The following is a 23,410-nucleotide window of genomic DNA, read 5'->3' on the forward strand; positions in this document are numbered from 1 at the left end:
GGCTTGCCCCGCGATCAACTGCTTACTGCAGATGGGCTTTCAGCGCCTGCGCCGCCTGGTCCATGGCACTGCGCACACTGGGCACGGTGCTCAGCACATTGAGCAGGCCGTAGTCATGGATCAGGCCGTTGTAGCGCACGGCGGTCACCGGTACCCCGGCGGCGTCCAGCTTGCGGGCATAGGCTTCGCCTTCGTCGCGCAGCACGTCCATCTCGGCGGTCTGCACCAGGGCCGGCGGCAGGCCTTTCAACTGCTCAAGGCTGGCGCGCAGTGGCGAGGCGTGGATGTCGTCGCGCTGGCGCGGGTCGGTGGTGTAGTTGTTCCAGAACCACTGCATCATGTTGCGGGTCAGGAAGTGGCCTTCGGCGAACTGGTTATACGACGCGTTGTTGAAGTTGGCGTCGGTCACCGGCCACAGCAGGGCCTGGAAGCGCAGCTTCGGCGTGCCGGCCTCCTTGGCCTTGATCGCCACCACCGCGGCCATGTTGCCACCGACGCTGTTGCCGGCCACCGCCAGGCGGCTGCCGTCCACACCGATCTCCTTGCCGTGCTCGGCGACCCAGCGGGTGGCGGCGTAGGCTTGGTTGACCGCGGTGGGGAACCTGGCTTCCGGCGATGGCGTGTAGTCGACGTACACCGCTGCGGCGCCGGAGCCCACCACCAGGTCACGGATCAGGCGTTCATGGGTGGGGTAGTCGCCCAGCACCCAGCCGCCGCCGTGGAAGAACATGAACACCGGCAGCTCGCCCTTGGCGCCTTCGGGCCGCACCACGCGGATCTCCAGCGGCTGGCCGTCGGCCTGGATGGTCCGGCGTTCGACGCGGATCCCCGACAGGTCTACCTTCACCCCGGCCTGGGCACCGCTCAGCACCGCACGGGCATCCTTGGGCGAGAGGGTTTCAAGCGGCTTGCCGCCACCGGCGGCCAGGGCCTCGAGGAAGCCCTGGGTGGTGTGCTCGACGCCGGGGCTGCCGGCGGCGAAGGCGCTGTTCACGGCGAGGGCAAGCAGGCCGGCGGTCAGGGTGTGGGACAGTTTCATGTTCTAGCTCCTTTAGGTTTCGAGCGGTGGCTCAGTTCTGGTTGGCGAGGACGGTGGGTTGCACGTAGCTCACGGCGCGAAGCTGGCCGCTGCTGTCGCGGTAGGTCAGGGTGGCGGTGCTGGCCTGGCCTTGGACGCTGGCGGGTGCATCGACGCTGACGACCTTGGCGATGTCCAGGTCCATGCCGTAGTGGTACGGGGTGGCTTCGCTGGCGAAGCTGCCGGCGCTGGTGCCGAGGGCCAGGGTGGTGACGGTGAGGGCGAAGGCTTTGCGAAGGGTCATGATCGTTCTCCGGATTCTGCTGAGTGGGGTTGGCGACTGCTTGCTGCTTGAGGTGAATATTGCGCGCTAATATTTAGCGCGCAAAATATATTTCCGCTATGAAGCTGATTGAGTGCGTCTTGGCCAGCTTTTGTGGAAGCGGGTGGGCAGCCTCAGGCGCTGGGTCGGTACTGCAACGCTTCCGCCAGGTGCGCTCTGGCGATGGATTGCGCGCCCTCCAGGTCCGCCAGCGTGCGGGCGACCTTCAGCAGCCGGTGCGCCGCCCGCAACGATAGTGTCAGCCGTTCGCAGGCCTGCTCCAGCCAAGCCTGGTCAACCGGCTCCAGCGGGCAGTGCCGGCGCAGCCCCTTGAGGTCGAGGAAGGCGTTGGCGCAGCCCTGCCTACGCTGCTGCAGCGCTCGTGCCTCGGCCACCCTCTGGCCAACGCTGGCGCTGGTTTCGCCACTGGGCTGGTGGGTCAGCACGGTACTTTCCCGGGCCACCGTCAGGTGCAGGTCGATGCGGTCGAGCAGTGGGCCGGACAGCTTGTTGCGGTAGCGCTGGACTTGTTCGCTGCTGCACCGGCAGCGGCCGGTGGGATCGCCCAGGTAGCCGCAGGGGCAGGGGTTCATGGCCGCCACCAGCTGGAAGCGCGCTGGAAAACGCACCCGATCCTTGGCCCGGGCCACCACGATCTCGCCGGACTCCAGCGGTTCGCGCAGCACCTCCAGCACGCGTCGTTCGAATTCGGGCAGCTCGTCGAGAAACAGCACGCCATGGTGCGCCAGGGTGATCTCGCCGGGTTGCGGCCGGCTGCCACCGCCCACCAATGCCGGGCCGGATGCGGAATGATGGGGGTGACGAAAGGGCCTCTGCGGCCAGCTGTCGAGCGGTGCATGGCCACTGACCGAGCGGATCGCCGCCACCTCCAGTGCCTCGCGCTCGTCCAGCGGCGGCAGCAGCCCGGGCAGGCGGCTGGCGAGCAAGGTCTTGCCAGTGCCCGGGGGACCTGTGAACAGCAGGTTGTGCGCACCGGCCGCGGCGACCAGCAGGGCGCGCTTGGCCGCGATCTGGCCCTGGACTTCGCTGAGGTCCGGATAGGGTCGTTGTTCCAGCAGCAAGCCATTGGCTGCGTAGGGAGACAGCGCGGGCTGGCCGTTCAGGTGGGCCACCAGCTCGCGCAGGTGCCCCATCGCATACACCACCAGGCCGCTGGCCAGGCTGGCTTCCTCGGCATTCTCCCGTGGCACCACCAGCGCCCGGCCCGCATCCCGGGCCGCCAATGCCGCGGGCAGCACGCCCTGCACCGGGCGCAAGGCGCCCGACAGGGCCAGCTCACCCAGGCATTCGATGGCGTCGAGGGCGGCAACCGGCACCTGGCCATTGGCGGCCAGGATGCCCAGCGCGATCGCCAGGTCGTAGCGGCCTCCGTCCTTGGGCAGGTCGGCGGGGGCGAGGCTCTGGGTGATGCGCCGGGCTGGGTAGTCCAGGCCGGAGTTGACGATGGCGCTGCGTACCCGGTCCTTGCTCTCCTTGACCGTGGTTTCCGGCAGGCCGACCAGGGTAAGCGTGGGCAGGCCGTTGGCCAGGTGGGTTTCGACGCTGACAGCGGGGGCCTGCACGCCCACCTGGGCGCGGCTGTGGACGAGGGCGAGGGACATGGGCACTCCGTGTTTGCGTGTAAGGGGCCGCGTCCTGCGGCCCGGCAAAGCTTAGCGGTGTTCCTGGCCTGGCCGCCGGGAAGAGTGCGACGAGGTTTTTCGTGCTTGTGACGCTACCTATCGTCTGAACATTGTTTAACCAATGACGCTGGACATAAGGCAGCTAGGGACTAAAATGTGGTCACAATGTAGCTACAACATGCTTTGTGGAGAGCCTATGGCCCATACCGAAGTCGTTCGCACGCGCATCGACAGCGAGCTCAAGACCAATGCGACAAAGATCCTCGACGAAATGGGCATCACCGTTTCGCAGGCTATCCGGATGATGTTGGTCCAGGTTGTACAGACGAAGGCGTTGCCGTTCGAAGTGAAAGCGCTGACACTGAATCAACGCGCGCGTCAGGTGATGGAGGCCCAGGACCGTGATCGGGAAGTGCAGTCCCATGATGGCGCCGAGGCGTTGTTCAAAGACTTGGGGATCTGACTCAGGGGTTACTCGAACAGATAGCAGTGTGGGCCGGTCTGTTCCAAGGTGATGGTTCCGGCATCGATGTCGCATTTGTAGATCAGCCACCAGTCGAAGCTGATCAGACAACACCAGCGACCAGGCGCCCCTACCAGTTGACCATCGCAGTGTCGGGGTGGCAGTGGACGCTGCTGCTCCAGGTGCACGATGACGTCCTTGAACGCGGCAATGTCGGGTCTTCTGTGCAATTGCAGCTGGAAGTCTGTACGAAATTGCGCAGTGGTCTGGATCTTGAACAATGAACGGCTCCCGTCCAGCTGAGCGATTGGAGCCTTGATTGGCGCGGCTACCCCGGGCTCGCTTGAAAGCCGCGTCCTGCGGCTTGGCAAAGCTTAGCGGTGTTCCTGGCCTGGCCGCCGGGAAGAGTGCGTCGAGGTTTTTCCAGGCTGCAATCAACAGCCCATGTCGTGCGGGCACTTTCATAAAAAGCCTAAGAAGCCGGCACCTCGACGAAACCCGCAGCCAACCCCTGCACCGTTACCCCTTGCGCCACAGGCACCCCGGGTATCACCACCCGGTGTTCCGGGCTGGCCTCATTCATCGCTCGATACATTACGTAGGTCGCCCCATCCGTGCCTTGGCGCAGAGCCTGCGGCGGTACTGCCATACCCTGTGCATCCTGATACAGGATCACCGCCAGCTGCGTGCTCATGCCCGCCCGCAATGGTTGTGCCAGCCCGCCTTCCGGCAGGTCCACCGACACCTTCACCTCGTAGTGCGCACCGACTGCCTGTAGCTCGGTCGCATCGCTCTGAATCCCGATGGACTGGATGCGCCCGCTCAATTGCGCGGTAAAACCGTCACCCGTTATGTGCACTGGCATGCCTTCGCGCAGCAAGTGCAGGTCGGTTTCCTCGACTCGCGTCAGGGCCTGGAAGCGCTCCTGGCCGATGACGCCGATCAAGGGCATGCCCTGGGTCACCGCCAGACCCGGTTGCACCAGCACGGGTTTGCTGCCGTCGACGATGGCCGGGCGCACCACATGGCCGCTCAGTGGTGCCGTTACTTCACGGCGTGCGTACAGCGCCTCGATCGCCTGATGGCGCGCCTGGGCATTGGCCAGTTCCATCTCGGCGATCTGCCGTGCCTCGCCCTGGCCCTGGGCCAGGGTGGTGGCCAGCTCGTCGCTGGCGGCGGCGAGGTCTTGCTGTTGGTTGCGGACCTGCATTTCCTGCGACTCGACTTCCATCCGTGCCACGATGCCGCGCTCGAACAGTGCCCGGGTGTCGCGCAGGTTGCCTTCGCTGCTGGCCAGCACCTGCCGGGCGTTGGCCAGGGCACGTCGGGCACGGCCGACCTCCGGCCCATTGTTCCACTGCTGCAGGCGTTGCGCCTCGCGCTGTGCCTTGAGCAGTTCGGCCTTGGCCTGGCGCATCTGCACCATGACTTGCGCAGGGTCCAGGCTCAGCAGAACCTGGCCCTGCTCGACCCGTTGCCCTTCTTGTACCCGAACTTCGGCGAGCAGGCCGTCGAAAGGGGCGGCCAGAGTGACCTGATCCACGGCCTGCAGGCGGCCCACCAGACCCAGGCGGCTTTCCAGGTACTGCGGTTCGACCCGCACCCAGTGCGATTGGCCGTTGGTCGGTGTGGTGTCGGCTGCTTGTCCGGGGTACCAGCGCAGTGCTGCGGCGATCAGTGTGAAGGGTATCGCCAGCAACAGGAGACGACGATGCATGATGGCCTTAGTCATTGAGGGCGATATCCCAGCTTTCCAGGGTGGTACCCAGCGCCTGGTCGAGCGCGGCCTGGGCATTGAGGTAACTGATGAGGGCGGCCAGGCGCGTGCTCTGCGCTGAGCGCAGGTCGTTTTCAAAGCTCAGCACTTGAAAGTTGCTCGAGCGGCCAACCGTGAGCTTCTCCCGTTCGATCTGCAGCTTGCGTTGCGACAGGTCCTGGGCGCGCAGGGCAATCTGGTACTGGCGCCAGCGCACGCCGATGTCGCGCACTGCATTGGTGACGTCACGCTGCAACTGCTGGCGCGCCTCCTGCAGGCGCACCTGCTGGTTCTCCACGCCGACCCGGGCCTGGACCTCGGCCTGGCGCGTGCTCAGGTCGCCGATGGGAATCTCCACTTGCACGCCGACATAGTTCTCCCAGCTGCGCGAACTACCGGAGTGGCTGCCGCGGTCGCGCATCTGGCCGCCGCCGCCAACCAGCGACACATCCCACAGCCGCTCGTTGCGTGCCACCGTGAGGTTGATCTCGGCTTGTCGGTTGGCGATCAGCTGGATCAGGTAGGTCGGTTGCAAGGCTTCGGCCTGGACCATGGCGTGCCCGGCATCGACCTCGACGGCTTCGGCCTGTGCGATCTCGCTTGCGACGATCGGCGTGTCAAGGTCCAGGGCCAGCAGTTGCAGCAGGGCCAGGCGCGCCGCTTCCAGCTGGTTGCGGGCATCTTCCAGGCCGAGTTCCTGGGTCGCCACATCGGCCTCGGTCTGGACGATCTCGAAGGCGGCCATGCGCCCGGCGGTGATCATCGCCTGGTTCACCTCGAGCAGCTGGCGCGCCCGGCCCAGGGCGTCACGGGCGATCTGCAACTGCTCCTGGCTCTGCAGCAGGGCGCGGTAGGCGGTGATGATGCGGGTGATGCTCTGGGCCACGGTGTCCTTCAGGTTCAGCCGGTTGACCTGCTCGCCCAGGCGCGCCAGCTGCACCGGCGCGCCGGCGACATCGCGCCCGGCGCCGCGCAGCAACGGCTGGATGACGGTAATGTTGGCGCCATCGTTGCGGGTCAGGCCTGCAACGTTGGCAGCGGTGTGGCGGTAGGTCCAGCCCAGGCTGACCCGGGTGCCGTAAGGCGTGAGCAAGGTCGAGGTCGGTGCGATGTCGCCTTGGCGGTAGCGATCGCTCTGGTTGTGGTTGGACAGGTAGTTGCCGCGCACCACGAGCTTTGGTGTGAAGCGGTCCTCGGCCACGCGCAGGTCGAATTTCTGGGCGATGCGGTCGAGGTAGGCGCTGCGGATGGCCCGGTTGTCACGCAGCCCGAGGTAGATGGCGTCGCTGAGGCTGAGGTCGATATTGCGGGCCTTGAGCGAAAGGCCTTCGAAGGCTGCCGACGGTGCGCCGGGCCGGGTTGCCTGCGAGGGGGCCAGGGCCGGCTCGGCCAGCGTTATAGAGCCGGCCAGCGACAGGATCAGGGCAAGCAGTAGGCGCTCAATCATCGCGCAGTGCCTGTACCGGTTGCAGGCGGGCTGCCGACAGCGCTGGGCTGAGGCCGAAGAACAGGCCGGTCAGCAGTGCGCCGCCCATGCCCAGCGGCAGTGCCAGGGGCGCGAGGGTGAATGCGCCCCAGCCGGAGAACCAGGCGAACAGCCAGCCTGTCGCCACCCCCAGCAACGCACCGAGGCATGCCCCGGCCACCGCCAATGCCACGGCCTCCAGCAGGAACAACCAGGCAATGTCCCGGGGCCTGGCGCCGAGGGCCATGCGCACGCCGATCTCGCGGCGGCGTTCGCTGACGTTCATCAGCATCACGTTCATCACGCCGACCCCTCCGACCAGCAGTGCGATGCCGCCCAAGCCGCCGAGCAGCCAGGTGAACAGGTGCGCTTGCCGGGCGATGCCGTCCAGCAGCTGCCGAGGCACCTGCACATCGATGTCGCGTCCCGGCAGGCCGGCCTGCAGCGCCGCCTGCAAGCGGGGGGCCAGGGCCACGGTATCCACGCTCGCCTGGCTGCGGGCCAGCACGGTGCCGATTTGCGGCGCCGACACCAGGCGGCGCATGCCTTCGAATGGTACCAACAGGCTGTCGTCGAGGGACAACGGCAGCAACGGGTTCTGCCCATGGGGCCTGAGGATGCCGATGATCTGGAAGACATACCCGGCCAGTTGCACGCTCTCGCCTGGCCGTGGTGGCGAGCCCTGGCCTGCCAGCTCGACCGCCAGCTGTGCGCCGAGCACCGCATGGGTGGCGTGGGCATCGTAGGGGCTGAAGAATCGGCCTTCTTCGGGAGCCAAGTCCAGCACCTCGGCCAGCTCGGGGCCGACACCGGCCAGCAGGGCATCGAAGGCCCGCCCCTGGCGGCGTGCCGGCACCGATGTCAGGCTCAGCGCGCTCAACGCCTGTACCTCAGGTAGCCGCTGGCGCAACGCGAGTACGTCCAAGTTGTCGCTGGTGCCGGGCGCGGTGCCGGCGGGCAGTTGTACATTGGCCACCAGCAGGTCGCTGCCCATGCCTTTGAACACGGCCATGGCCTGGGCTTGGGCGTTGTAGCCGATGTTCAGCAGGGCGACCACGGCCGCGCAACCAACCGCGATCCCCAGCAGTGCCAGTAGTGCGCGTCGTCCAAGGCGATGCAGGCTGGCGAAGGGCTCGGCCAACCGTTGCCAGGGTGAGGGGCCGTAGCGTTCGCTGTCATTCATAGGCCGCTTCTTGCACGTGGCCGTCGTGCACGTGCAGGCAACGCTGCATGCGCCGGGCGATGCCTGGGTCATGGGTGACGATCACCAGTGTCACGCCGTGCTGTTGGTTGAGTGACAGCAGCAACTGGATGATCTCTTCGGCGGTTTGGCTGTCGAGGTTGCCGGTGGGTTCATCGGCCAGCAGCAGTGCTGGTTCGCCGACCAGCGCCCGGGCGATCGCGACCCGCTGGCGTTGACCGCCGGACAGCTGGGCCGGGCGATGGTGCAGGCGCTGGCCAAGGCCGACCCGCAGCAGCTGCCGGTGCGCGGCTTCCCGCGCGGCCTGACGCGGCACGCCACGGTAGAACAGTGGCAGGGCGACGTTGTCCAGCGCGTCCAGGCGCGGCAGCAGGTTGAAGCTCTGGAAGACGAAGCCGATGTGGCGGTTGCGCCGTTGCGCGCGCTCATCGGCGCTGGCCACGGTCATGTCGCGGCCAGCCAGGAAGATATGCCCGCAGGTGGGCTGGTCGAGCAGGCCGATCAAGTTGAGCAGGCTGCTCTTGCCGGAGCCGGAAGTGCCGACGATGGCGCAGCGTTGCCCAGCCTCGATGGCGAGCGAGACGTTGTGCAGCACGGTGTGCGTGCCATGGGCATGGGTCACGCCCTGTACGCGGATCAGTGCGTTGGTAAGGGGTTCAGGCATCCACTGCCACGGTCCTTGGCTTGTGGTGAGAAGGCCCGGGCCGCCCTGCGGGGCGGCTCGGGACTACGGCTTACTGGATGGTGAACTCAGCTTTCCACGAGAAGTCGGACAGGCTGGTCGCACTGATGCTGGCGTTGCAGCGTGCGCCACCGGTGCTTTCGGCGTCCTTGGTCCATTTCGGCGCTTTTTGGATGGTGCCGCTGCCCAGGCCGCCCGGGATGATGGTGTTGACGAAGGCGGTCTTGAATACGCAGGTCTTGGCGCCGATCTTGTAGCGCAGGACTGCGGTGGTCATGTCAGGGCTGAGGGCGCCACGTACCACAAAGGTGCTGGATTCCTTCGGGCGGATCACGTCCGCAGGCTTGGGCGTGGCACCGGCGTTGGTCAGGGCCTCGACGTTGCCCACCATCGAGTACTTGGCGTCGGCGGTACCTAGGTTCTTGACGGTGACCGTCACGGCAGGGCCCGCGTGGGCCGCGCCGGCGGCGAGCAGGGAGGTGGCGGCCAGGGCCATGAAGATCCGTTTCTTCAGTTGCATAGCGTTGGTTTTCCATGTGTTGACATTACGTATGTCGCAGGGCGGACAGTGGTCCGCCATGCCCGGTCTGCAGCGTCGTTGCGGCTGCATGTCCTTTCCGGTCACTCTGCATCGATGCCTTCCATGGGATAGCCCGACTTGCGCAAAGCCCAGCTAAAAAGTGCTTTCCAATGAAAGACTTAACGGCACTGGTCTGGGATAACTTTAGTGTCGGCGGGTGTTTTTTTGCCATCATCTCGCCATTCCTTCGGTTTCACGGAGGATGACGCGACTCGTCTCCAGTGGCTGGGCGCAGCTGCCTGGCACACCTCACGGCGATCCCTTGCCCTCGCGCCCGTGCCAGCAGCTCCTCGGTGTCGTCGCCGCCTGGCAGCGCCAGCACCAGGTCGGGCCGGCTGTCGCGCAGCATGAAAACGTTGCGCAGGCGCTCGGCCAGCTTGCCGTGCAGCTGCCAGTTGGGCGGGTAGCGCACGATGTCGGCGCCCTGCTCGCGGGCCCAGCCTTCGATCTCGCCGCCCAGGTGCTGGCTGCCGCCGTGGATCAGCACCCGGATCGGTTGCTGGCGCTGGAGGGTGTCCAGCGCCTGGCGGCAGCGTTGGCTGTCGGCGTAGTTGCGCCCAGCGCAGATCAGTACGCGCATGCCCACCCCCTCAGAACCACTGGCCGAAGCGGCGGATGTACAGGGTCTTCATGCCCTGGGCCACCAGGCAGTAGCCCAGCAGGGTGGCGGCCAGCCAAGGGAAGTATTCCCACGGCAGCGGTACCAGCCCGACCATCGCCCCCAGCGGCGAGAACGGGATGTAGATGCCCAGGCACATCACCAGGCCGGTGGCCAGGATCACCGGCAGCGCCGCAGTGCTCTGGAAGAACGGCACCTTGCGGGTGCGCAGCATGTGCACCACCAGCGTTTGCGACAGCAGCCCCTCGATGAACCAGCCGGACTGGAACAGCGCCTGCATTTCCACGCTGTTGGCGGCGAACACGTACCACATCAGGGCGAAGGTGGTGATGTCGAAGATCGACGAAGTGGGACCGATCCACAGCATGAAACGGCCGATGTTGCGGGCATCCCACTTGCGTGGCTCGCGCAGGAATTCCTTGTCCATGCGATCCCACGGCAGCGACAGCTGGGAGAAGTCGTACATCAGGTTCTGCAGCAGCAAGTGGATCGCCAGCATCGGCATGAACGGGATGAACGCGCTGGCCACCAGCACCGAGAACACGTTGCCGAAGTTGGAGCTGGCGGTCATGCACAGGTACTTCATGATGTTGCCGAAGGTTTCGCGGCCCTTGAGCACGCCTTCTTCCAGCACCATCAGGCTCTTTTCCAGGAGGATGATGTCGGCCGACTCCTTGGCGATGTCGGTACCGCTGTCCACCGAGATGCCCACGTCGGCATCGCGCAGCGCCGGGGCGTCGTTGATGCCGTCGCCGAGGAAGCCCACGGTGTGGCCGTTGGCCTGCAGCGCCTTGAGCACCCGCGACTTCTGCAACGGGGTGAGCTTGGCGAACACGGTGCGTTCCTCGACCAGCGCCTTGAGCTGGGTGTCGTCCAGGCGCTCGATGTCCTGGCCGAGCAACGGCTGGCCGGGTTCCAGCCCCACTTCGCGGCAGACCTTGCAGGTGACCACCGGGTTGTCGCCGGTCAGCACCTTGACCTTCACCCCCATCTCGCGCAGGGCGGCGATGGCCGGGCCGGCGGTTTCCTTGGGCGGATCGAGGAAGGTCAGGAAGCCGCGGATCACCAGCTCGCGCTCGTCATCGGTGTGGTACTGGGGCTTGCCGGCGGCGGCCGGAATGTCGCGGGTCCCGACCAGCAACACGCGAAAGCCTTCCTGGTTGTAGGCGCTGGCGGTGGCCAGCAGTTGCTGGCGTCGCCCGGCGTCCAGGACGACCCGCTGGCCGCCTTCTTCCACATGGGTGGCGATGGCCAGCATTTCCTCGACGGCGCCCTTGCTCACCAGCAGGTGATCGCCCAGGGCATCCTTGACGATCACCGACAGGCGCCGGCGGATGAAGTCGAAGGGCAGCTCGTCGACCTTGGCGTAGGCGTAGGGAGGCTGGAAGCGCTGGTCTTCGCCGGCAAAGCGCAGCACGGCCTGGTCCATCAGGTTCTTCACGCCGCTCTGGTGGTGGCTGTTGAGCCAGGCCAGTTCCAGCAGGCGCGGGTCCTTGTGGCCGCTGGGGTCGACGTGGTGCTCGAGGATGATGCGGTCCTGGGTCAGGGTGCCGGTCTTGTCGGTGCACAGCACGTCCATCGAACCGAAGTTCTGGATGGCGTTCAGGCGCTTGACCACCACCTTGCGCCGGGCCATGGCCACGGCGCCCTTGGCCAGGTTGGCGCTGACGATCATCGGCAGCATTTCCGGGGTCAGGCCCACGGCCACGGCGAGGGCGAACAGGAAGGCGTCGCTCCAGTCGCCCTTGACCACGCCGTTGAGCATGAACACCACCGGGACCATCACCAGCATGAAGCGGATCAACAGGCGGCTGACGCTGTTCACGCCACGGTCGAAGGCGGTCTGGCTGCGCGAGCCGACAATGGCCTTGGCCAGCGAACCGAAGTAGGTGCGCTTGCCGGTGGCCACCACCACGGCGCGGGCGCGGCCGCTGACCACGTTGGTGCCCATGAAGCCGATGTTGGGCAGATCCAGCAGGCCGCTTTCATCGTTGGCGCTGCCTCCGGCGGACTTCTGCGCGACGTGGCCGAGGGTGTCGTACTTCTCCACCGGCAGCGCTTCGCCGGTCAGCACGGCCTGGCTGATGAACAGGTCGCGGGACTCGATCAGGCGGATATCGGCGGGGATCATGTCGCCGGCGGCCAGTTGCACGATATCGCCGGCCACCAGTTCGTTCATCGGCACTTCGCGCAGGCGCGCCGGCTGGTCATGGCGCTCGCGGCGCAGCACGGTGGCGGTGGTACGGACCATGGCCTTGAGCGCATCGGCGGCCTTGCCCGAGCGGTACTCCTGCCAGAAGCGCAGCAGGCTGCTGAGGCTGACCATGGTCATGATGATGATGACCTTGGTCAGGTCCGCTTCTTCCAGGTCGCCTGCGCGTACCGGCAGCCAGTAGTCGGTGACGAAGCTGATGCCGGCGAGGGTGAGCAGCACGTAGATGAAGGGGTTGTGCAGGGCCTTGAGCAGTTGCACCAGGGCCGGTTGCGGCTTGTCATGGGCGACTTGGTTGGCGCCGTCGCGCTGCAGGCGCTTGGCGGCTTCGTGCTCGGTCAGGCCCAGCTCGCTGGCGTCGAGGTTGGCCAGGGTCACGGCCAGGCCGTTGCGTGCCTCGCGGGCTGCGCGCATGGAGAGGCGGGTATCTTCGCCGGCTTTGCTGCGGGTGTTGCGGTCTTTTACGGTCATTTGGCTGTGCTCCTGCCGCAGGAGGCGGCACGACACACAGTCGACTCACGGTGGGGAAGGTGAGTGAACGTGTCCCGTGTCGCAATGATTCAAACAATGAAAAACGTGGTTTTTCCGACGTTTACGTGTTCGCTGGCGAATGCCGGAAATTAGATCGGCAGCGAACTTTCGACTGGCTGATTCCATGGTCGGTTAATCCCTTTGCTGAATACCGGGCAATAGAACTCCAACGAACTTTAATTATTTAAAGTTCGGAAGTTTCTGACGATTTATATGGCGTCAGTTCAGCGAACGGACAGCATCGCGCGCGTCACTGCAGGCAGTAACGGGCGCGCTATCGACTGGGCGGTTCCAGGGACGAGGACAGGCCCCAGCCGAGGACAGGACGGAGCGGGGCCTTGTGCGCACAGGTGCGCAGGCGAGGGGTGGCGATATCGAGGTTCATGAGCTTGCCTCCGACCGGGCGGGCACCCGGGGCGGCAAGCTACGGCGGAGCAACAGGCTCTGGCGCGGCTTGCCCGACCTAGGGGCGGGCCCGGAGTTCCGGTTCAAGTGCCTGGCGGCCAAAGGCTGCCAGACAGCGACTAGATACTGTGTCCATTGAATTCTTCGTGAGTTGAAATAAAGGCCCGCTTTTTGGGGCGGGTGAACTTTATGCAAAGCATAGCGGGGAAGTCAACCGGGAAGGCGTAACTTAACTATGTTTCATCTGCTGGGAGGGAAATTAATGCAATACCCTGCGCAAATGTTATCGCGGGGCAAGCCCGCTCCTGCCTGGTCAAGGCAGAAGCGGGCATTCGATCAGGGCTTGGCGCCCAGGATGATGTGCGACGCCTTGATCAGCGCGGTGGCCTTCACACCTGGCTTCAGGCCGAGCTCCTGCACCGCTTCGCGGGTGACGATGGCATACACCTCGGTGCCGCCCGACAGCTTCAGCACCACCTCGGCATTCACCGCACCGTCGCCGACCCGCAGCACTTCGCCTTCCAGGCTGTTGCGCGCAGACAGCTTGTAGCCGGCGGCATCGGTCATCAGCACCACCCAGGGCGCCTTGACCAGCGCCACGGCCTGCTTGCCGACGTTGATGTTGAGGTTGTGCAGGCTGGCCATGGTGACCACCGCCACCAGCTTCTCGCCGCCGCCGAGGGTCAGTTCGACCTCGGCATTCACCGCGCCAGGCTGGACGGCGCTGACGGTACCTTCGAAGACATTGCGTGCACTGACTTTCATGGGGAAGCACTCCGTGTGATCAATCACCACGCCCGAGGCATTCAGGCGCGTACGTAAACCCAGGCGGTCAGCCCCGAGGCGAGGCCGACGGCGATACGCTTGTAGTCCGCCACTTCGTAGCGGTCGGCGGCGGCCAGCTCTTGTTCGCTGATCTGGAAGACCATGCCGGCGACGCTGTCTTCGGCCCGCTCGCTGGGGGAGACGATGGGGTGGTGGCTCTTGCCGCTGGTGGCCAGCACTTCAGGGTCGGTGATCTGCACCCAGTCCTGGCGATAGCCCGGCATGCTGTCGGCCTGGCCGGTCAGTTCACGGCCGAAGTTGGCCAGTTGTACGGCCTTGTCCTGCAAGGTGCCGTAGGAGAACAGCAGTACTGGGTAATCGCTGGACGGTTGCATGGCTTATTCCTGAGTAGGCGGGGCGATCCGTGCTTCCAGCTCGGCGAATTGCCGCTCGAGGGCTTCGAGGCGGGCGCGGGTACGGGCCAGCACCACCATCTGGCTGTCGAACTCCTCGCGGCTGACCAGGTCGAGCTTGCTGAAGGCACCCTGCATCAGCACCTTGAACTGGCTTTCCAGTTCGGCGCGGGGCGCGGCGGTGTCACCGCTGAACAGGCGCGAGGCCTGGTCGCTCAGGGCATCGAGGAAGGCTTTGGGCGCGAGCATGTCTGGTATCCGCTGATCACTGAAAGGGCAGCAGTGTAGCACGGGGCTCCGGGCCACTTGCGTTGCACGCTTTTCGCGCAGGGCGGCCAAAGGTCGCGCACCGATTTTGTGCGCTTTTTCCCTGCTGGCGATTGGCCAATCCCTGCCGGTTCACGCAACTATCTGTTTTCCCGTGACTTGCGCCAACTGGCAAGGTTTCTGCAAAGACCTGAGCGAGCCATGCACTGATGCAGTCCCTTGTGACCAGGCAGTGCGCAGGCGGAGCCGGAAGGTTCTTCGTCACAGCCGGATCGTGCGTCGGCGGGGAGGATGGAGCCGACGACGCGTTACAAAGCCAGGCGCTGCGCTTAGACTTGAGACGGGTTTGTTTTCCTGGGGCAAGTCCACCAAATCGGGAGAGAGTTTCATGAAGCTAGTCACTGCCATCATCAAGCCGTTCAAGCTGGACGACGTGCGCGAGTCGCTGTCGGAAATCGGCGTGCAGGGCATCACCGTGACCGAAGTCAAAGGCTTCGGCCGGCAGAAGGGTCACACCGAGCTGTATCGCGGCGCTGAATATGTGGTCGATTTCCTGCCCAAGGTGAAGATCGATGTCGCCATCGACGACAAGGACCTCGATCGGGTGATCGAAGCCATCACCAAGGCGGCCAACACCGGCAAGATCGGCGACGGCAAGATCTTCGTGGTCAATCTGGAGCAGGCGATCCGCATCCGTACCGGCGAAACCGATACCGACGCGATCTAAGCGCCAAACCAAGCCTCACCAAACCCAACGCCCCAGGAGAAAACAACATGACTCTGCGCAAGATCGCAGGGCTAGGAGCCCTATTGTCCCTCGTAATGCCAGGGCTGGCCCTGGCCGAGGAAACTGCCGCCCCCGTGCTGAACTCCGGCGACACCGCCTGGATGCTCACCTCGACGGCACTGGTCCTGTTCATGACCATCCCGGGCCTGGCCCTGTTCTACGGCGGCATGGTGCGCTCGAAGAACGTGCTGTCGGTGATGATGCAGTGTTTCGCCATCACCGGGTTGATCAGCATCCTGTGGGTCATCTACGGCTACAGCCTGGCTTTCGATACCGCCGGTATGGAAAAGGGCGTGCTCAACTTCAATTCCTTCATCGGTGGCTTCTCCAAGGCCTTCCTCAACGGCGTCACGCCGTCGGGCCTTACCTCGGCCGCCGCGCTGTTCCCCGAGGCGGTGTTCATCACCTTCCAGATGACCTTCGCCATCATCACCCCGGCGCTGATCGTCGGAGCCTTCGCCGAACGCATGAAGTTCTCGGCGATGCTGATCTTCATGGGCGTGTGGTTCACCCTGGTCTATGCGCCGATCGCGCACATGGTCTGGAGCGGTGACGGCGCGCTGATGTGGGACTGGGGCGTGCTGGACTTCGCTGGCGGCACCGTGGTGCACATCAACGCCGGTATCGCCGGCCTGGTCTGCTGCCTGGTGCTGGGTAAGCGCAAGGGCTACCCGACCACGCCGATGGCCCCGCACAATCTGGGCTACACCCTGATGGGCGCGGCCATGCTGTGGATCGGCTGGTTCGGCTTCAACGCAGGTTCCGCCGCCGCGGCCAATGGCACCGCCGGCATGGCCATGCTGGTGACCCAGATCGCCACCGCCGCCGCCGCCCTGGGCTGGATGTTCGCCGAGTGGATCTTCCACGGCAAGCCAAGCGCCCTGGGCATTGCTTCGGGCGTGGTCGCCGGCCTGGTAGCCATCACCCCGGCCGCCGGCACCGTCGGCCCGATGGGCGCCCTGGTGATCGGCCTGGTGTCCGGTGTGGTCTGCTACTTCTGCGCCACCAGCCTCAAGCGCAAGCTGGGCTATGACGACTCCCTGGACGCCTTCGGCGTGCACGGCATCGGCGGCATCATCGGTGCACTGCTCACCGGTGTGTTTGCGGCGCCTGCCCTGGGCGGCTTCGGCGCGGTCACCGACATCGCCGCGCAGTTCTGGATCCAGGCCAAGGGCGTGATCTTCACCGTGGTCTACACCGCCATCGTCACCTACGTGATCCTCAAGGTCCTCGACCTGGTGATGGGCCTGCGGGTCAGCGAAGAAGAAGAGTCGGTCGGCCTCGACCTGGCTCAACACAACGAGCGCGGCTACAACCTGTAACCGCGATGCTGGAAAACTTGCCCGGTTCGCCGGGCATTTTTTTGCCTGTAATTTACCGTTTGGCCTGGGGCAAACGGTTTCCCTGCGCTGATCGCGACCCGGGGTTAAAACTTACAAGCCATCGGGTGTTTCTGGTGCTTTGCTTTTTCTGCGAGCGCGCTAGAATGCGCGCCGAAGGAAGCTGGACGAGTAGTCCACACACTTCGCTACCCTTTGCTAGGCTTGCCAATAGCCTGTGGCCAGCAAGGGCTCAAAAATTTTTGTCAGGCCTTGCCAGGAGCAGGGCCTGCAGGGTGCCGGGCCCCCCATGAGGGGGTGGACACCCAGGGCAGTGGCCAATCCACGGCCAGTTGAATTTTCACTGGTGGCTGCCGGTCTACGGCTGCACCGGTCTATAACTAACCTGCTTTTCGCAAGTCATGAGGTAGAACATGAGCGACGACGATCTGGAAAATGACGACCTCGAGGTAGGCGACGAAGACGAGGCTGATGAAGGCCTTGAGGCAGCGGCTGACGACGGCGCGGAAGACTCCGGCGACGACGACAGCAGCCCGGCTCCGGCGGCCAAGGGCAAGTCCAAGGCGGCGGTCTCGGTAGACGAGATGCCGAGCATGGAAGCCAAGCAGAAAGAGCGCGATGCGCTGGCCAAGGCGATGGAAGAGTTCCTTTCGCGCGGTGGCAAGGTGCAGGAAGTGGAGGCCAACGTGGTCGCCGATCCGCCCAAGAAGCCGGACAACAAGTACGGCAGCCGCCCTATCTGAGTGGCTGAACGCAAAAAAGCCCGCCGTCGCTGCGGGCTTTTTTGTGCTTGTCAGGTTGGCACGGTCTCTGTAGGAGCGGCCTTGTGCCGCGAAAGGGCCGCAAAGCGGCCCCGGGGCCGTTGTCGACACTCAAATCCTAGGGCCGCTGCGCAGCCCTTTCGCGGCACAAGGCCGCTCCTACAGGGATAGCGCAGCCCGGTCAGCGCCAGCGCGCCAGCACGTCGGGCAACTGCGACAGCCGCTGGATCTCGGCATCCGGCGCCTGCTCGCCGCTCCAGGGCTTGTGCTGCGGGTTGAACCACACTGCGCGCAACCCGGCGCGCTGGGCGCCGGCGATGTCGTCGCCCGGGTGGTCGCCGACGTGCACCGCCGCCCCCGCGTCCACCTCGCCGCGCTTCAGCGCTTCGAGGAACGGTGCCGGGTCCGGCTTGCCGATGCCCAGGTCCTCGGCGCACAGGGCGAAGCGGAAGTAGTCCGCCAGTCCCAGGCGGCGCACGTCGGCATTGCCATTGGTGACCACGCCGAGGGTGTAGTGGTGGCGCAGGATCTCCAGCACCGGCTGTACCTCGGGGAACACCTCCACCTGGTGCCGGGCATGCAGGAACACCTCGAAGCCCTCATTGGCCAGCTCCTGGGCGTGCTTCTCGCTGTAGCCGACCTCTTCCAGGGCGTGGAACAGCACCCGCCGGCGCAGGGCGCTGATGCGGTGCTTGAGGCCCGGCTCGGCCTGCACCAGGCGCTCGCGGATGGCGAACAGGTGCTCCACCGGCACGCCGCCAAGGATCGGCGCGTTGGCTTCGAGCCAGTCGCGCAGGACGACTTCGGCGCTGGCGATGACCGGCGCGGTGTCCCAGAGGGTGTCGTCCAGGTCGAAGGTGATCAGCTTGATGCTCATGAGTCCGTGTCCTTGCTGCGTTTGGCCCGAGGGTGGGCGCTGTCGTACACCGCGGCCAGGTGCTGGAAGTCCAGGTGGGTGTAGATCTGCGTGGTGCTGATGTCGGCGTGGCCGAGCATCTCCTGCACCGCGCGCAGGTCCTGGGACGATTCCAGCAGGTGGCTGGCGAAGGAATGGCGAAGCATGTGCGGGTGCAGGTGCTGGCCGAGCTCGCGCTCGCCGGCGGCCTTGACCCGCAGCTGGATGGCGCGGGGGCCGAGGCGCTTGCCCTGGCGACTGAGGAATACCGCGCCGTCCCGCGGGCCGGCGATGCCGCGCAGCTTGAGCCACGCCTGCATCGCCTCGCGGGCCTTGCGGCCGACCGGCAGCACGCGGCTCTTGCCGCCCTTGCCGTGCACCTGCACCAGCCCGGCGGCCAGGTCCAGGTGTTCGAGGTCGAGCCCGGTCAGCTCCGACAGGCGCAGGCCGGACGAGTAGAACAGTTCGAGGATCGCCTGGTCGCGACGGGCAATGAATTCGTCGTCGACGCCGCCATCGAGCAGTTGCAGGGCGCGGTCGGTGTCCAGCACCTTGGGCAGGCGCCGCTCACCCTTGGGCGGCGCCAGGCCGTTGGCCGGGTCGTGCTGGCAATGGCCTTCGCGGTTGAGGTAGCGGTACAGACCGCGTACCGCCGAGAGCAGGCGCGCCAGGCTGCGCGAGGACTGGCCGTGGTGGTGCTGGCGGGCGACCAGCTGGCGCAGCTGCTGGACCTGCAGGGCGCCCCAGCCGGCGATGCCCTGGGTGTTGCAGAATTCGATGACTTTCTCGAGGTCGCGACGGTAGGCCAGCAGGGTGTGCTCGGACACCTGGCGCTCGTTGCGCAGGTGAGCGCAATAAGCCTCCAGCTGGCGTTCCATCAGCGCACCGAGCGCAGCGTCTGGGTAAAGCGCGGCACCACGCGGCCAAGCACTTCGGCGATGTAGCTGAGGAACAGGGTGCCGACGCTGCTCTTGTAGTGCTGCGGGTCACGGCTGCCGATCGCCAGCACGCCGTGCAGGCCCTGGTACTCGAGGGTGGCCACGGCGCTGGAACCGACTTCCTTGTGCTGGGCATCGCCGAACAGGAAGGCCAGTTCATGCTCGCGCAGGCTGCCGCTGATGGTCTTGCCGCCGCCGATCAGCCCGCCGATGGCCTGCTGCGCTTCGGCACCGGAGACCCAGCGGCCCACGGGGGCGGCGTTCTCGCCGAACAGGATCAGGCTGACGAAGGGCACCTGGAATTCTTGGCGCAGGCTGTCCTCGACTGCCATCACCACCTCTTCGAGGGTGCCGGCGTCGAGCAGGTCGAGGATCAGTCGGCGGGTCTTGTCGAACAGCCGGTCGTTGTCACGGGCCACGTCCATCAGCTGCGACAGGCGATGGCGCATCTCGATGTTGCGGTCGCGCAGCAGCTTGAGCTGGCGCTCCACCAGCGACACGCTGTCGCCGCGCTGGTGGGGGATGCGCTGTTCGAGCAGCAGCTCGTCGTGCTCGGCGAAGAAGGTCGGGTGGGCGCGCAGGTAGGCGACCACCGCTTCGGCATCGAGCTCACGGGCCTGCGGGGATGCAACGTTAGGCTGATCGGTCATGGCGGATACTCGCTTAGAGACGAACTTGTCCTTCGAACACGCGGACGGCGGGGCCGGTCATCAGCACCGGCTTGCCGGGGCCGGCCCACTCGATGCTCAAACGGCCACCCGGCAGGTCGATGGTCACCGGTGAGTCCATCCAGCCCTGGCTGATCGCCGCCACGGCCGCGGCGCAGGCGCCGGTGCCGCAGGCCTGGGTCTCCCCGGCGCCACGTTCCCAGACCCGCAGGTTGGCGCGGTGGCGGTCGACCACCTGGATGAAGCCGGCATTGACCCGCTGCGGGAAGCGCGGGTGATGCTCGATCTTCGGGCCAAGTTCATGGACCGGCGCAGTGCGCACGTCATCGACGCGCAGCACCGAATGCGGGTTGCCCATGGACACAGCGGCGATCTGGTGCACCTGGCCATCGACTTCCAGCGTATAGCTGCTGGCCTGCTCGTCGGCAATGAACGGGATCTCGGTCGGGGTGAAGCGTGGCGGACCCATGTCGACGCAGATCTGGCCGTCGTTGCGCACATCGAGCTCGATGATGCCGCCCTTGGTCTCGACGCGAATGCGCTTCTTGGCGGTCAGGCGCTTGTCCAGCACGAAGCGGGCGAAGCAGCGCGCGCCGTTGCCGCACTGCTCGACCTCGGAGCCGTCGGCGTTGAAGATCCGGTAGCGGAAGTCTACATCCGGGTTGTTCGGCGCCTCGACGATCAGCAGCTGGTCGAAGCCGATGCCGGTGTTGCGATCGCCCCATTGCTTGGCGTGCTTGGGTTGGATGTGCGCGTGCTGGCTGACCAGGTCGAGGACCATGAAGTCGTTGCCCAGCCCGTGCATCTTGGTGAAACGCAGCAGCATGGGCTCACTCCGGCAGCAGGCTTTCGCCGGCGAACAATTCGGCGACGGTCTCGCGGCGACGTACTTCGAAGGCCTGGTCGCCATCGACCAGCACTTCGGCGCAACGGCCACGGGTGTTGTAGTTGGAGCTCATGACGAAACCATAGGCGCCCGCGGAGCGGACGGCCAGCAGGTCGCCCTCGGCCAGGTTCAGTACGCGGTCCTTGCCCAGGAAGTCGCCGGTCTCGCAGATCGGGCCGACCAGGTCATAGGCCCGGCCTTCACCTTCGCGGGGCTTGACCGCGCTGACGTCCATCCAGGCCTGGTACAAGGCGGGACGGATCAGGTCGTTCATGGCCGCGTCGATGATGGCGAAGTCTTTGTGCTCGGTGTGCTTGAGGTATTCCACACGGGTCAGCAGCACGCCGCCGTTGGCGACGATGTAGCGGCCCGGCTCGAACACCAGGGCCAGGTCGCGCTCGCCGACGCGCTCGCGAATGGCTGCGATGTAGTCGGCCAGCAGCGGTGGCTGCTCGTCGCGGTAGCGCACGCCGACCCCGCCGCCGAGGTCCAGGTGGCGCAGGTGGATGCCGCACTCGGCCAGGCGGTCGACCAGTACCAGCAGGCGGTCGAGGGCGTCGAGGAAGGGTTCGACGGTGGTCAGCTGCGAGCCGATGTGGCAGTCGACGCCGACCACGTCCAGGTTGGGCAGCTGCGCGGCACGCACGTAGATCGCCTCGGCGTCGGCGATGGCGATGCCGAACTTGTTCTCTTTGAGACCGGTGGAAATGTACGGGTGGGTGCCGGCGTCGACGTCCGGGTTCACACGTAGCGAAACCGGGGCTGTCTTGCCCATTTCGGCGGCAACGACCTGGAGGCGCTCGAGCTCGTCGGTGGACTCGACATTGAAGCAGTGCACACCCACTTCCAGGGCGCGGCGCATGTCTTCACGGGTCTTGCCGACCCCGGAGAACACCACGCGATCGGCGCGCCCGCCGGCGGCGAGGACGCGCTCCAGCTCACCGCCGGAGACGATGTCGAAGCCCGCGCCGAGGCGCGCCAGCAGGTTCAGCACGCCCAGGTTGGAGTTGGCCTTGACCGCGAAGCAGACCAGGTGCTCGACCCCTTGCAGGGCGTCGGTGTAGCTGCGGTACTGGGCCTCGATATGGGCGCGCGAGTACACGTAGGTGGGCGTGCCGAAGCGTTCGGCGATCGCCGTCAGGGCCACCCCTTCCGCGAACAGCTCGCCGCCGCGGTAGTTGAATGCGTCCATGGGATTTCCTTACTGCGCGGGCGACTCTTCTGGCTGCTCTTGCGGCTGTACCAGCACCGGTTGCGGCTGGACAGGCTTGGCATGCTGGTGCGATTTGCGCGGGCCTTTGCCGTCCTTGCCGTCTTCAGGCAGGTACAGGGGGCCTTTCTGACCGCAGGCCGAAACGAGGCAGGCAACCGCGACCAGCGCCGCGAGGGAGGAAATCAGGCGTTTCATGGGTGAAATCCTTGGAAATATGCAGTATTGCGGCCGAGTATACCGAGCGCCCACCTGATTGCCTATGCAAGGGGCGCCCCCGCTCGGCGGGCGTGGGCGACCGAAGGACATGCGGCTTTTTCTTACAGCGATTAGCTTGTAGCTTGAGGCGTTCGCCCTTATCGTGCCCGGCTTGCGTGTGTACAGCCATTTTTCGAGGTCCCTGCAATGAGTTTGAGCGAAGCGCGTTTCCACGACCTGGTCGATGCGACCCAACAGGCCCTGGAAGACCTGTTCGATGAAAGCGGCATGGACCTGGACATGGAGAACTCCGCCGGCGTTCTCACCGTCAAGTTCGACAACGGCAGCCAGCTGATCTTCAGCCGCCAGGAGCCGCTGCGCCAGCTGTGGCTGGCGGACAAGTCCGGCGGCTTTCACTTCGACTACGACGAAGAGAGCGGCAAGTGGGTCTGCGAGAAGAGCGAAGAGCTGCTGGGCGAGATGCTCGAGCGCATCGTCTGGGAACGCGCCGGCGAGAAGCTGGACTTCGACGAGATCTGAGATGAGCGACCTGCCCCGGCCACCCAAGCCGCTCTACAGCAACGTGAGCCCGGCGGTGCCGTCACCTTGTATCAGCATATGTCGGCTGGATGAGCACAAGGTCTGCACCGGCTGCCACCGGCATGTCGAGCATATCCGCGAGTGGCGCTCGGCCGATGACGAGCGGCGCCGGCAGATCTGCCGCGAGGCGTTGGCCCTGAAAACACGGGCATCGGCATAGGCACAACGAAGGTGTGGGCTTGAGTATTTGCCCCGCTGTGGTAGTGTCAGGGTCTGCGTCGATGACGCCACAGCCTTTCGCAAACCCCGCCCTTGGGCGGGGTTTTGCTTTATCTGCCTGTTGAAAATTGCCTGTTCAAAGGAGTCTGACTGGATCATGAGCACCAAGCCTTCCCTCATCCTCACCCGCTTGGACGTGCAGCGTCTTGAGCGCCTGCTCGACGACCTCGATGAAAGCACCCCGGGTGTGCTCGCCCTGCAGGACGAGCTGGACCGTGCCGAGCAGGTGGTCGGGCATGAAGAGGTGCCGGCCGGCGTGGTGACCATGAATTCGCGGGTGCACTGCCGCGAGAGTGCCAGCGGCAAGGATTACCACCTGACCCTGGTGTACCCGAAGGATGCCGGCCCCGAAGGCAATGTCTCGATCCTCGCGCCGATCGGTTGTGCCTTGCTGGGCCTGTCGGTGGGTGACCAGATCGACTGGCCGGCGCCGGGCGGCAAGACCCTCAAGCTGGAACTGTTGGCGGTCGAGTACCAGCCGGAGGCGGCAGGGGATTTCGATCTCTGATGCTGCGCATTCCCCTGTAGGAGCGGCCTTGTGCCGCGAATGGGCTGCGAAGCAGCCC

The 23,410-nt window shown here is 65.6% G+C and carries 27 protein-coding genes; 7 read left to right on the forward strand and 20 right to left on the reverse strand.

The annotated features are described in order from the left end of the window. Window positions 1-22: 22 nt before the first annotated feature. The 3 genes from V0R62_RS25290 to V0R62_RS25300 form a co-directional block, all read right to left on the reverse strand. The gene (locus V0R62_RS25290) at window positions 23-1,039 is read right to left on the reverse strand and encodes an alpha/beta hydrolase (protein WP_330105650.1); all 1,017 of its coding nucleotides are present in this window, start codon (window positions 1,037-1,039) and stop codon (window positions 23-25) included. Window positions 1,040-1,070: 31 nt separating this feature from the next. Then, a complete protein-coding gene (locus V0R62_RS25295; RefSeq protein WP_110734062.1) occupies window positions 1,071-1,322 on the reverse strand; it encodes a DUF2790 domain-containing protein in 252 nt (83 codons plus the stop codon). 152 nt (window positions 1,323-1,474) lie between these two features. Next, window positions 1,475-2,962 carry a YifB family Mg chelatase-like AAA ATPase gene (locus V0R62_RS25300; RefSeq protein WP_330105651.1) on the reverse strand — a complete coding sequence of 496 codons (1,488 nt, stop codon included), beginning with the start codon at window positions 2,960-2,962 and terminating at the stop codon, window positions 1,475-1,477. Window positions 2,963-3,179: 217 nt separating this feature from the next. On the opposite strand from V0R62_RS25300, the gene V0R62_RS25305 reads away from it, so the two are divergent. After that, on the forward strand, window positions 3,180-3,446 hold the full coding sequence (locus tag V0R62_RS25305; RefSeq protein WP_330105652.1) for a type II toxin-antitoxin system RelB/DinJ family antitoxin: 267 nt from the start codon (window positions 3,180-3,182) through the stop codon (window positions 3,444-3,446). 8 nt (window positions 3,447-3,454) lie between these two features. On the opposite strand, the gene V0R62_RS25310 is transcribed toward V0R62_RS25305, so the two are convergent. The 11 genes from V0R62_RS25310 to V0R62_RS25360 form a co-directional block, all read right to left on the reverse strand. Continuing rightward, the gene (locus tag V0R62_RS25310) at window positions 3,455-3,727 is read right to left on the reverse strand and encodes a type II toxin-antitoxin system RelE/ParE family toxin (protein WP_330105653.1); all 273 of its coding nucleotides are present in this window, start codon (window positions 3,725-3,727) and stop codon (window positions 3,455-3,457) included. A 191-nt stretch (window positions 3,728-3,918) separates the two neighbouring features. After that, on the reverse strand, window positions 3,919-5,163 hold the full coding sequence (locus tag V0R62_RS25315) for an HlyD family secretion protein (RefSeq protein ID WP_330105654.1): 1,245 nt from the start codon (window positions 5,161-5,163) through the stop codon (window positions 3,919-3,921). Window positions 5,164-5,170: 7 nt separating this feature from the next. Next, window positions 5,171-6,649 carry a TolC family protein gene (locus tag V0R62_RS25320; RefSeq protein ID WP_330105655.1) on the reverse strand — a complete coding sequence of 493 codons (1,479 nt, stop codon included), beginning with the start codon at window positions 6,647-6,649 and terminating at the stop codon, window positions 5,171-5,173. Continuing rightward, a complete protein-coding gene (locus V0R62_RS25325; protein WP_330105656.1) occupies window positions 6,642-7,850 on the reverse strand; it encodes an ABC transporter permease in 1,209 nt (402 codons plus the stop codon). The genes V0R62_RS25320 and V0R62_RS25325 overlap by 8 nt, the downstream gene beginning before the upstream one ends. Beyond that, window positions 7,843-8,532 carry an ABC transporter ATP-binding protein gene (locus tag V0R62_RS25330; RefSeq protein ID WP_330105657.1) on the reverse strand — a complete coding sequence of 230 codons (690 nt, stop codon included), beginning with the start codon at window positions 8,530-8,532 and terminating at the stop codon, window positions 7,843-7,845. Before V0R62_RS25330 ends, V0R62_RS25325 begins: the two co-directional genes overlap by 8 nt. Window positions 8,533-8,602: 70 nt before the next feature. Continuing rightward, the gene (locus V0R62_RS25335) at window positions 8,603-9,070 is read right to left on the reverse strand and encodes a hypothetical protein (RefSeq protein WP_330105658.1); all 468 of its coding nucleotides are present in this window, start codon (window positions 9,068-9,070) and stop codon (window positions 8,603-8,605) included. 253 nt (window positions 9,071-9,323) lie between these two features. Then, window positions 9,324-9,710, reverse strand: coding sequence for a DUF2493 domain-containing protein (locus V0R62_RS25340; RefSeq protein ID WP_330105659.1), 387 nt, complete (start codon window positions 9,708-9,710; stop codon window positions 9,324-9,326). Between the two features lie 10 nt (window positions 9,711-9,720). Continuing rightward, on the reverse strand, window positions 9,721-12,432 hold the full coding sequence (mgtA, locus tag V0R62_RS25345) for a magnesium-translocating P-type ATPase (RefSeq protein ID WP_330105660.1): 2,712 nt from the start codon (window positions 12,430-12,432) through the stop codon (window positions 9,721-9,723). An 801-nt stretch (window positions 12,433-13,233) separates the two neighbouring features. Then, the gene (locus V0R62_RS25350) at window positions 13,234-13,662 is read right to left on the reverse strand and encodes a TOBE domain-containing protein (protein ID WP_186731881.1); all 429 of its coding nucleotides are present in this window, start codon (window positions 13,660-13,662) and stop codon (window positions 13,234-13,236) included. Between the two features lie 41 nt (window positions 13,663-13,703). Continuing rightward, window positions 13,704-14,057 (reverse strand): gamma-glutamylcyclotransferase family protein, encoded by a 354-nt coding sequence (locus V0R62_RS25355; RefSeq protein ID WP_330105661.1) that lies wholly within the window; start codon window positions 14,055-14,057, stop codon window positions 13,704-13,706. Between the two features lie 3 nt (window positions 14,058-14,060). Continuing rightward, a complete protein-coding gene (locus V0R62_RS25360; RefSeq protein WP_050703265.1) occupies window positions 14,061-14,324 on the reverse strand; it encodes an accessory factor UbiK family protein in 264 nt (87 codons plus the stop codon). A gap of 406 nt (window positions 14,325-14,730) precedes the next feature. On the opposite strand from V0R62_RS25360, the gene glnK reads away from it, so the two are divergent. The 3 genes from glnK to sutA all read left to right on the forward strand — a co-directional run bounded on the left by glnK (window position 14,731) and on the right by sutA (window position 17,212). Beyond that, window positions 14,731-15,069, forward strand: a complete 339-nt coding sequence (glnK, locus tag V0R62_RS25365; RefSeq protein WP_002555808.1) for a P-II family nitrogen regulator — start codon at window positions 14,731-14,733, stop codon at window positions 15,067-15,069. A gap of 47 nt (window positions 15,070-15,116) precedes the next feature. After that, complete coding sequence (locus tag V0R62_RS25370; RefSeq protein WP_050703266.1) at window positions 15,117-16,451, forward strand: ammonium transporter; 1,335 nt, start codon at window positions 15,117-15,119, stop codon at window positions 16,449-16,451. Between the two features lie 431 nt (window positions 16,452-16,882). Next, on the forward strand, window positions 16,883-17,212 hold the full coding sequence (gene sutA / locus V0R62_RS25375) for a transcriptional regulator SutA (protein WP_110734080.1): 330 nt from the start codon (window positions 16,883-16,885) through the stop codon (window positions 17,210-17,212). Window positions 17,213-17,411: 199 nt separating this feature from the next. Here the strand turns inward: sutA and V0R62_RS25380 are convergent, their stop codons facing one another. Genes V0R62_RS25380 through lptM form a run of 6 tightly spaced genes read right to left on the reverse strand, consistent with a single transcriptional unit; the run spans window position 17,412 to window position 22,025 of the window. Continuing rightward, window positions 17,412-18,107, reverse strand: coding sequence for an HAD family hydrolase (locus tag V0R62_RS25380; RefSeq protein WP_046853674.1), 696 nt, complete (start codon window positions 18,105-18,107; stop codon window positions 17,412-17,414). Further along, window positions 18,104-19,003 carry a tyrosine recombinase XerC gene (xerC, locus tag V0R62_RS25385; RefSeq protein WP_186599628.1) on the reverse strand — a complete coding sequence of 300 codons (900 nt, stop codon included), beginning with the start codon at window positions 19,001-19,003 and terminating at the stop codon, window positions 18,104-18,106. Before xerC ends, V0R62_RS25380 begins: the two co-directional genes overlap by 4 nt. Then, the gene (locus V0R62_RS25390; RefSeq protein ID WP_028688619.1) at window positions 19,003-19,713 is read right to left on the reverse strand and encodes a DUF484 family protein; all 711 of its coding nucleotides are present in this window, start codon (window positions 19,711-19,713) and stop codon (window positions 19,003-19,005) included. The genes xerC and V0R62_RS25390 overlap by 1 nt, the downstream gene beginning before the upstream one ends. Window positions 19,714-19,726: 13 nt before the next feature. Then, window positions 19,727-20,557: a diaminopimelate epimerase gene (gene dapF / locus V0R62_RS25395; protein ID WP_330105662.1), complete on the reverse strand. Its 831-nt coding sequence runs from the start codon at window positions 20,555-20,557 to the stop codon at window positions 19,727-19,729. Window positions 20,558-20,561: 4 nt separating this feature from the next. Next, a complete protein-coding gene (gene lysA, locus V0R62_RS25400) occupies window positions 20,562-21,809 on the reverse strand; it encodes a diaminopimelate decarboxylase (RefSeq protein ID WP_330105663.1) in 1,248 nt (415 codons plus the stop codon). Between the two features lie 9 nt (window positions 21,810-21,818). After that, the gene (gene lptM / locus V0R62_RS25405; protein WP_050703271.1) at window positions 21,819-22,025 is read right to left on the reverse strand and encodes an LPS translocon maturation chaperone LptM; all 207 of its coding nucleotides are present in this window, start codon (window positions 22,023-22,025) and stop codon (window positions 21,819-21,821) included. A gap of 207 nt (window positions 22,026-22,232) precedes the next feature. Between lptM and cyaY the strand changes: the two genes are divergently transcribed. The 3 genes from cyaY to rnk all read left to right on the forward strand — a co-directional run bounded on the left by cyaY (window position 22,233) and on the right by rnk (window position 23,352). Continuing rightward, the gene (gene cyaY / locus V0R62_RS25410; RefSeq protein ID WP_028688616.1) at window positions 22,233-22,565 is read left to right on the forward strand and encodes an iron donor protein CyaY; all 333 of its coding nucleotides are present in this window, start codon (window positions 22,233-22,235) and stop codon (window positions 22,563-22,565) included. 1 nt (window position 22,566) lies between these two features. Continuing rightward, entirely contained in the window at window positions 22,567-22,785 is a 219-nt protein-coding gene (locus V0R62_RS25415; protein ID WP_050703272.1) for a DUF1289 domain-containing protein, read from the forward strand. Between the two features lie 156 nt (window positions 22,786-22,941). Next, window positions 22,942-23,352, forward strand: coding sequence for a nucleoside diphosphate kinase regulator (gene rnk, locus V0R62_RS25420; RefSeq protein ID WP_028688614.1), 411 nt, complete (start codon window positions 22,942-22,944; stop codon window positions 23,350-23,352). The last annotated feature ends 58 nt before the right edge of the window (window positions 23,353-23,410 follow it).

Source organism: Pseudomonas carassii, from assembly GCF_036324045.1.
Lineage (GTDB): Bacteria > Pseudomonadota > Gammaproteobacteria > Pseudomonadales > Pseudomonadaceae > Aquipseudomonas > Aquipseudomonas peradeniyensis.

Excerpts from the sequence above, each read along its gene's own strand:
- xerC (WP_186599628.1), bottom strand. The coding sequence starts at position 19,003 with ATGGAACGCCAGCTGGAGGCTTATTGCGCTCACCTGCGCAACGAGCGC.
- mgtA (WP_330105660.1), bottom strand. The coding sequence starts at position 12,432 with ATGACCGTAAAAGACCGCAACACCCGCAGCAAAGCCGGCGAAGATACC.
- V0R62_RS25320 (WP_330105655.1), bottom strand. The coding sequence starts at position 6,649 with ATGATTGAGCGCCTACTGCTTGCCCTGATCCTGTCGCTGGCCGGCTCT.
- V0R62_RS25305 (WP_330105652.1), top strand. The coding sequence starts at position 3,180 with ATGGCCCATACCGAAGTCGTTCGCACGCGCATCGACAGCGAGCTCAAG.
- V0R62_RS25380 (WP_046853674.1), bottom strand. The coding sequence starts at position 18,107 with ATGAGCATCAAGCTGATCACCTTCGACCTGGACGACACCCTCTGGGAC.
- V0R62_RS25335 (WP_330105658.1), bottom strand. The coding sequence starts at position 9,070 with ATGCAACTGAAGAAACGGATCTTCATGGCCCTGGCCGCCACCTCCCTG.
- V0R62_RS25290 (WP_330105650.1), bottom strand. The coding sequence starts at position 1,039 with ATGAAACTGTCCCACACCCTGACCGCCGGCCTGCTTGCCCTCGCCGTG.
- V0R62_RS25300 (WP_330105651.1), bottom strand. The coding sequence starts at position 2,962 with ATGTCCCTCGCCCTCGTCCACAGCCGCGCCCAGGTGGGCGTGCAGGCC.
- sutA (WP_110734080.1), top strand. The coding sequence starts at position 16,883 with ATGAGCGACGACGATCTGGAAAATGACGACCTCGAGGTAGGCGACGAA.
- V0R62_RS25360 (WP_050703265.1), bottom strand. The coding sequence starts at position 14,324 with ATGCTCGCGCCCAAAGCCTTCCTCGATGCCCTGAGCGACCAGGCCTCG.
- dapF (WP_330105662.1), bottom strand. The coding sequence starts at position 20,557 with ATGCTGCTGCGTTTCACCAAGATGCACGGGCTGGGCAACGACTTCATG.
- V0R62_RS25295 (WP_110734062.1), bottom strand. The coding sequence starts at position 1,322 with ATGACCCTTCGCAAAGCCTTCGCCCTCACCGTCACCACCCTGGCCCTC.
- rnk (WP_028688614.1), top strand. The coding sequence starts at position 22,942 with ATGAGCACCAAGCCTTCCCTCATCCTCACCCGCTTGGACGTGCAGCGT.
- cyaY (WP_028688616.1), top strand. The coding sequence starts at position 22,233 with ATGAGTTTGAGCGAAGCGCGTTTCCACGACCTGGTCGATGCGACCCAA.
- V0R62_RS25315 (WP_330105654.1), bottom strand. The coding sequence starts at position 5,163 with ATGCATCGTCGTCTCCTGTTGCTGGCGATACCCTTCACACTGATCGCC.
- V0R62_RS25330 (WP_330105657.1), bottom strand. The coding sequence starts at position 8,532 with ATGCCTGAACCCCTTACCAACGCACTGATCCGCGTACAGGGCGTGACC.
- V0R62_RS25325 (WP_330105656.1), bottom strand. The coding sequence starts at position 7,850 with ATGAATGACAGCGAACGCTACGGCCCCTCACCCTGGCAACGGTTGGCC.
- V0R62_RS25350 (WP_186731881.1), bottom strand. The coding sequence starts at position 13,662 with ATGAAAGTCAGTGCACGCAATGTCTTCGAAGGTACCGTCAGCGCCGTC.
- lptM (WP_050703271.1), bottom strand. The coding sequence starts at position 22,025 with ATGAAACGCCTGATTTCCTCCCTCGCGGCGCTGGTCGCGGTTGCCTGC.
- V0R62_RS25390 (WP_028688619.1), bottom strand. The coding sequence starts at position 19,713 with ATGACCGATCAGCCTAACGTTGCATCCCCGCAGGCCCGTGAGCTCGAT.
- V0R62_RS25355 (WP_330105661.1), bottom strand. The coding sequence starts at position 14,057 with ATGCAACCGTCCAGCGATTACCCAGTACTGCTGTTCTCCTACGGCACC.
- glnK (WP_002555808.1), top strand. The coding sequence starts at position 14,731 with ATGAAGCTAGTCACTGCCATCATCAAGCCGTTCAAGCTGGACGACGTG.
- lysA (WP_330105663.1), bottom strand. The coding sequence starts at position 21,809 with ATGGACGCATTCAACTACCGCGGCGGCGAGCTGTTCGCGGAAGGGGTG.
- V0R62_RS25340 (WP_330105659.1), bottom strand. The coding sequence starts at position 9,710 with ATGCGCGTACTGATCTGCGCTGGGCGCAACTACGCCGACAGCCAACGC.
- V0R62_RS25415 (WP_050703272.1), top strand. The coding sequence starts at position 22,567 with ATGAGCGACCTGCCCCGGCCACCCAAGCCGCTCTACAGCAACGTGAGC.
- V0R62_RS25370 (WP_050703266.1), top strand. The coding sequence starts at position 15,117 with ATGACTCTGCGCAAGATCGCAGGGCTAGGAGCCCTATTGTCCCTCGTA.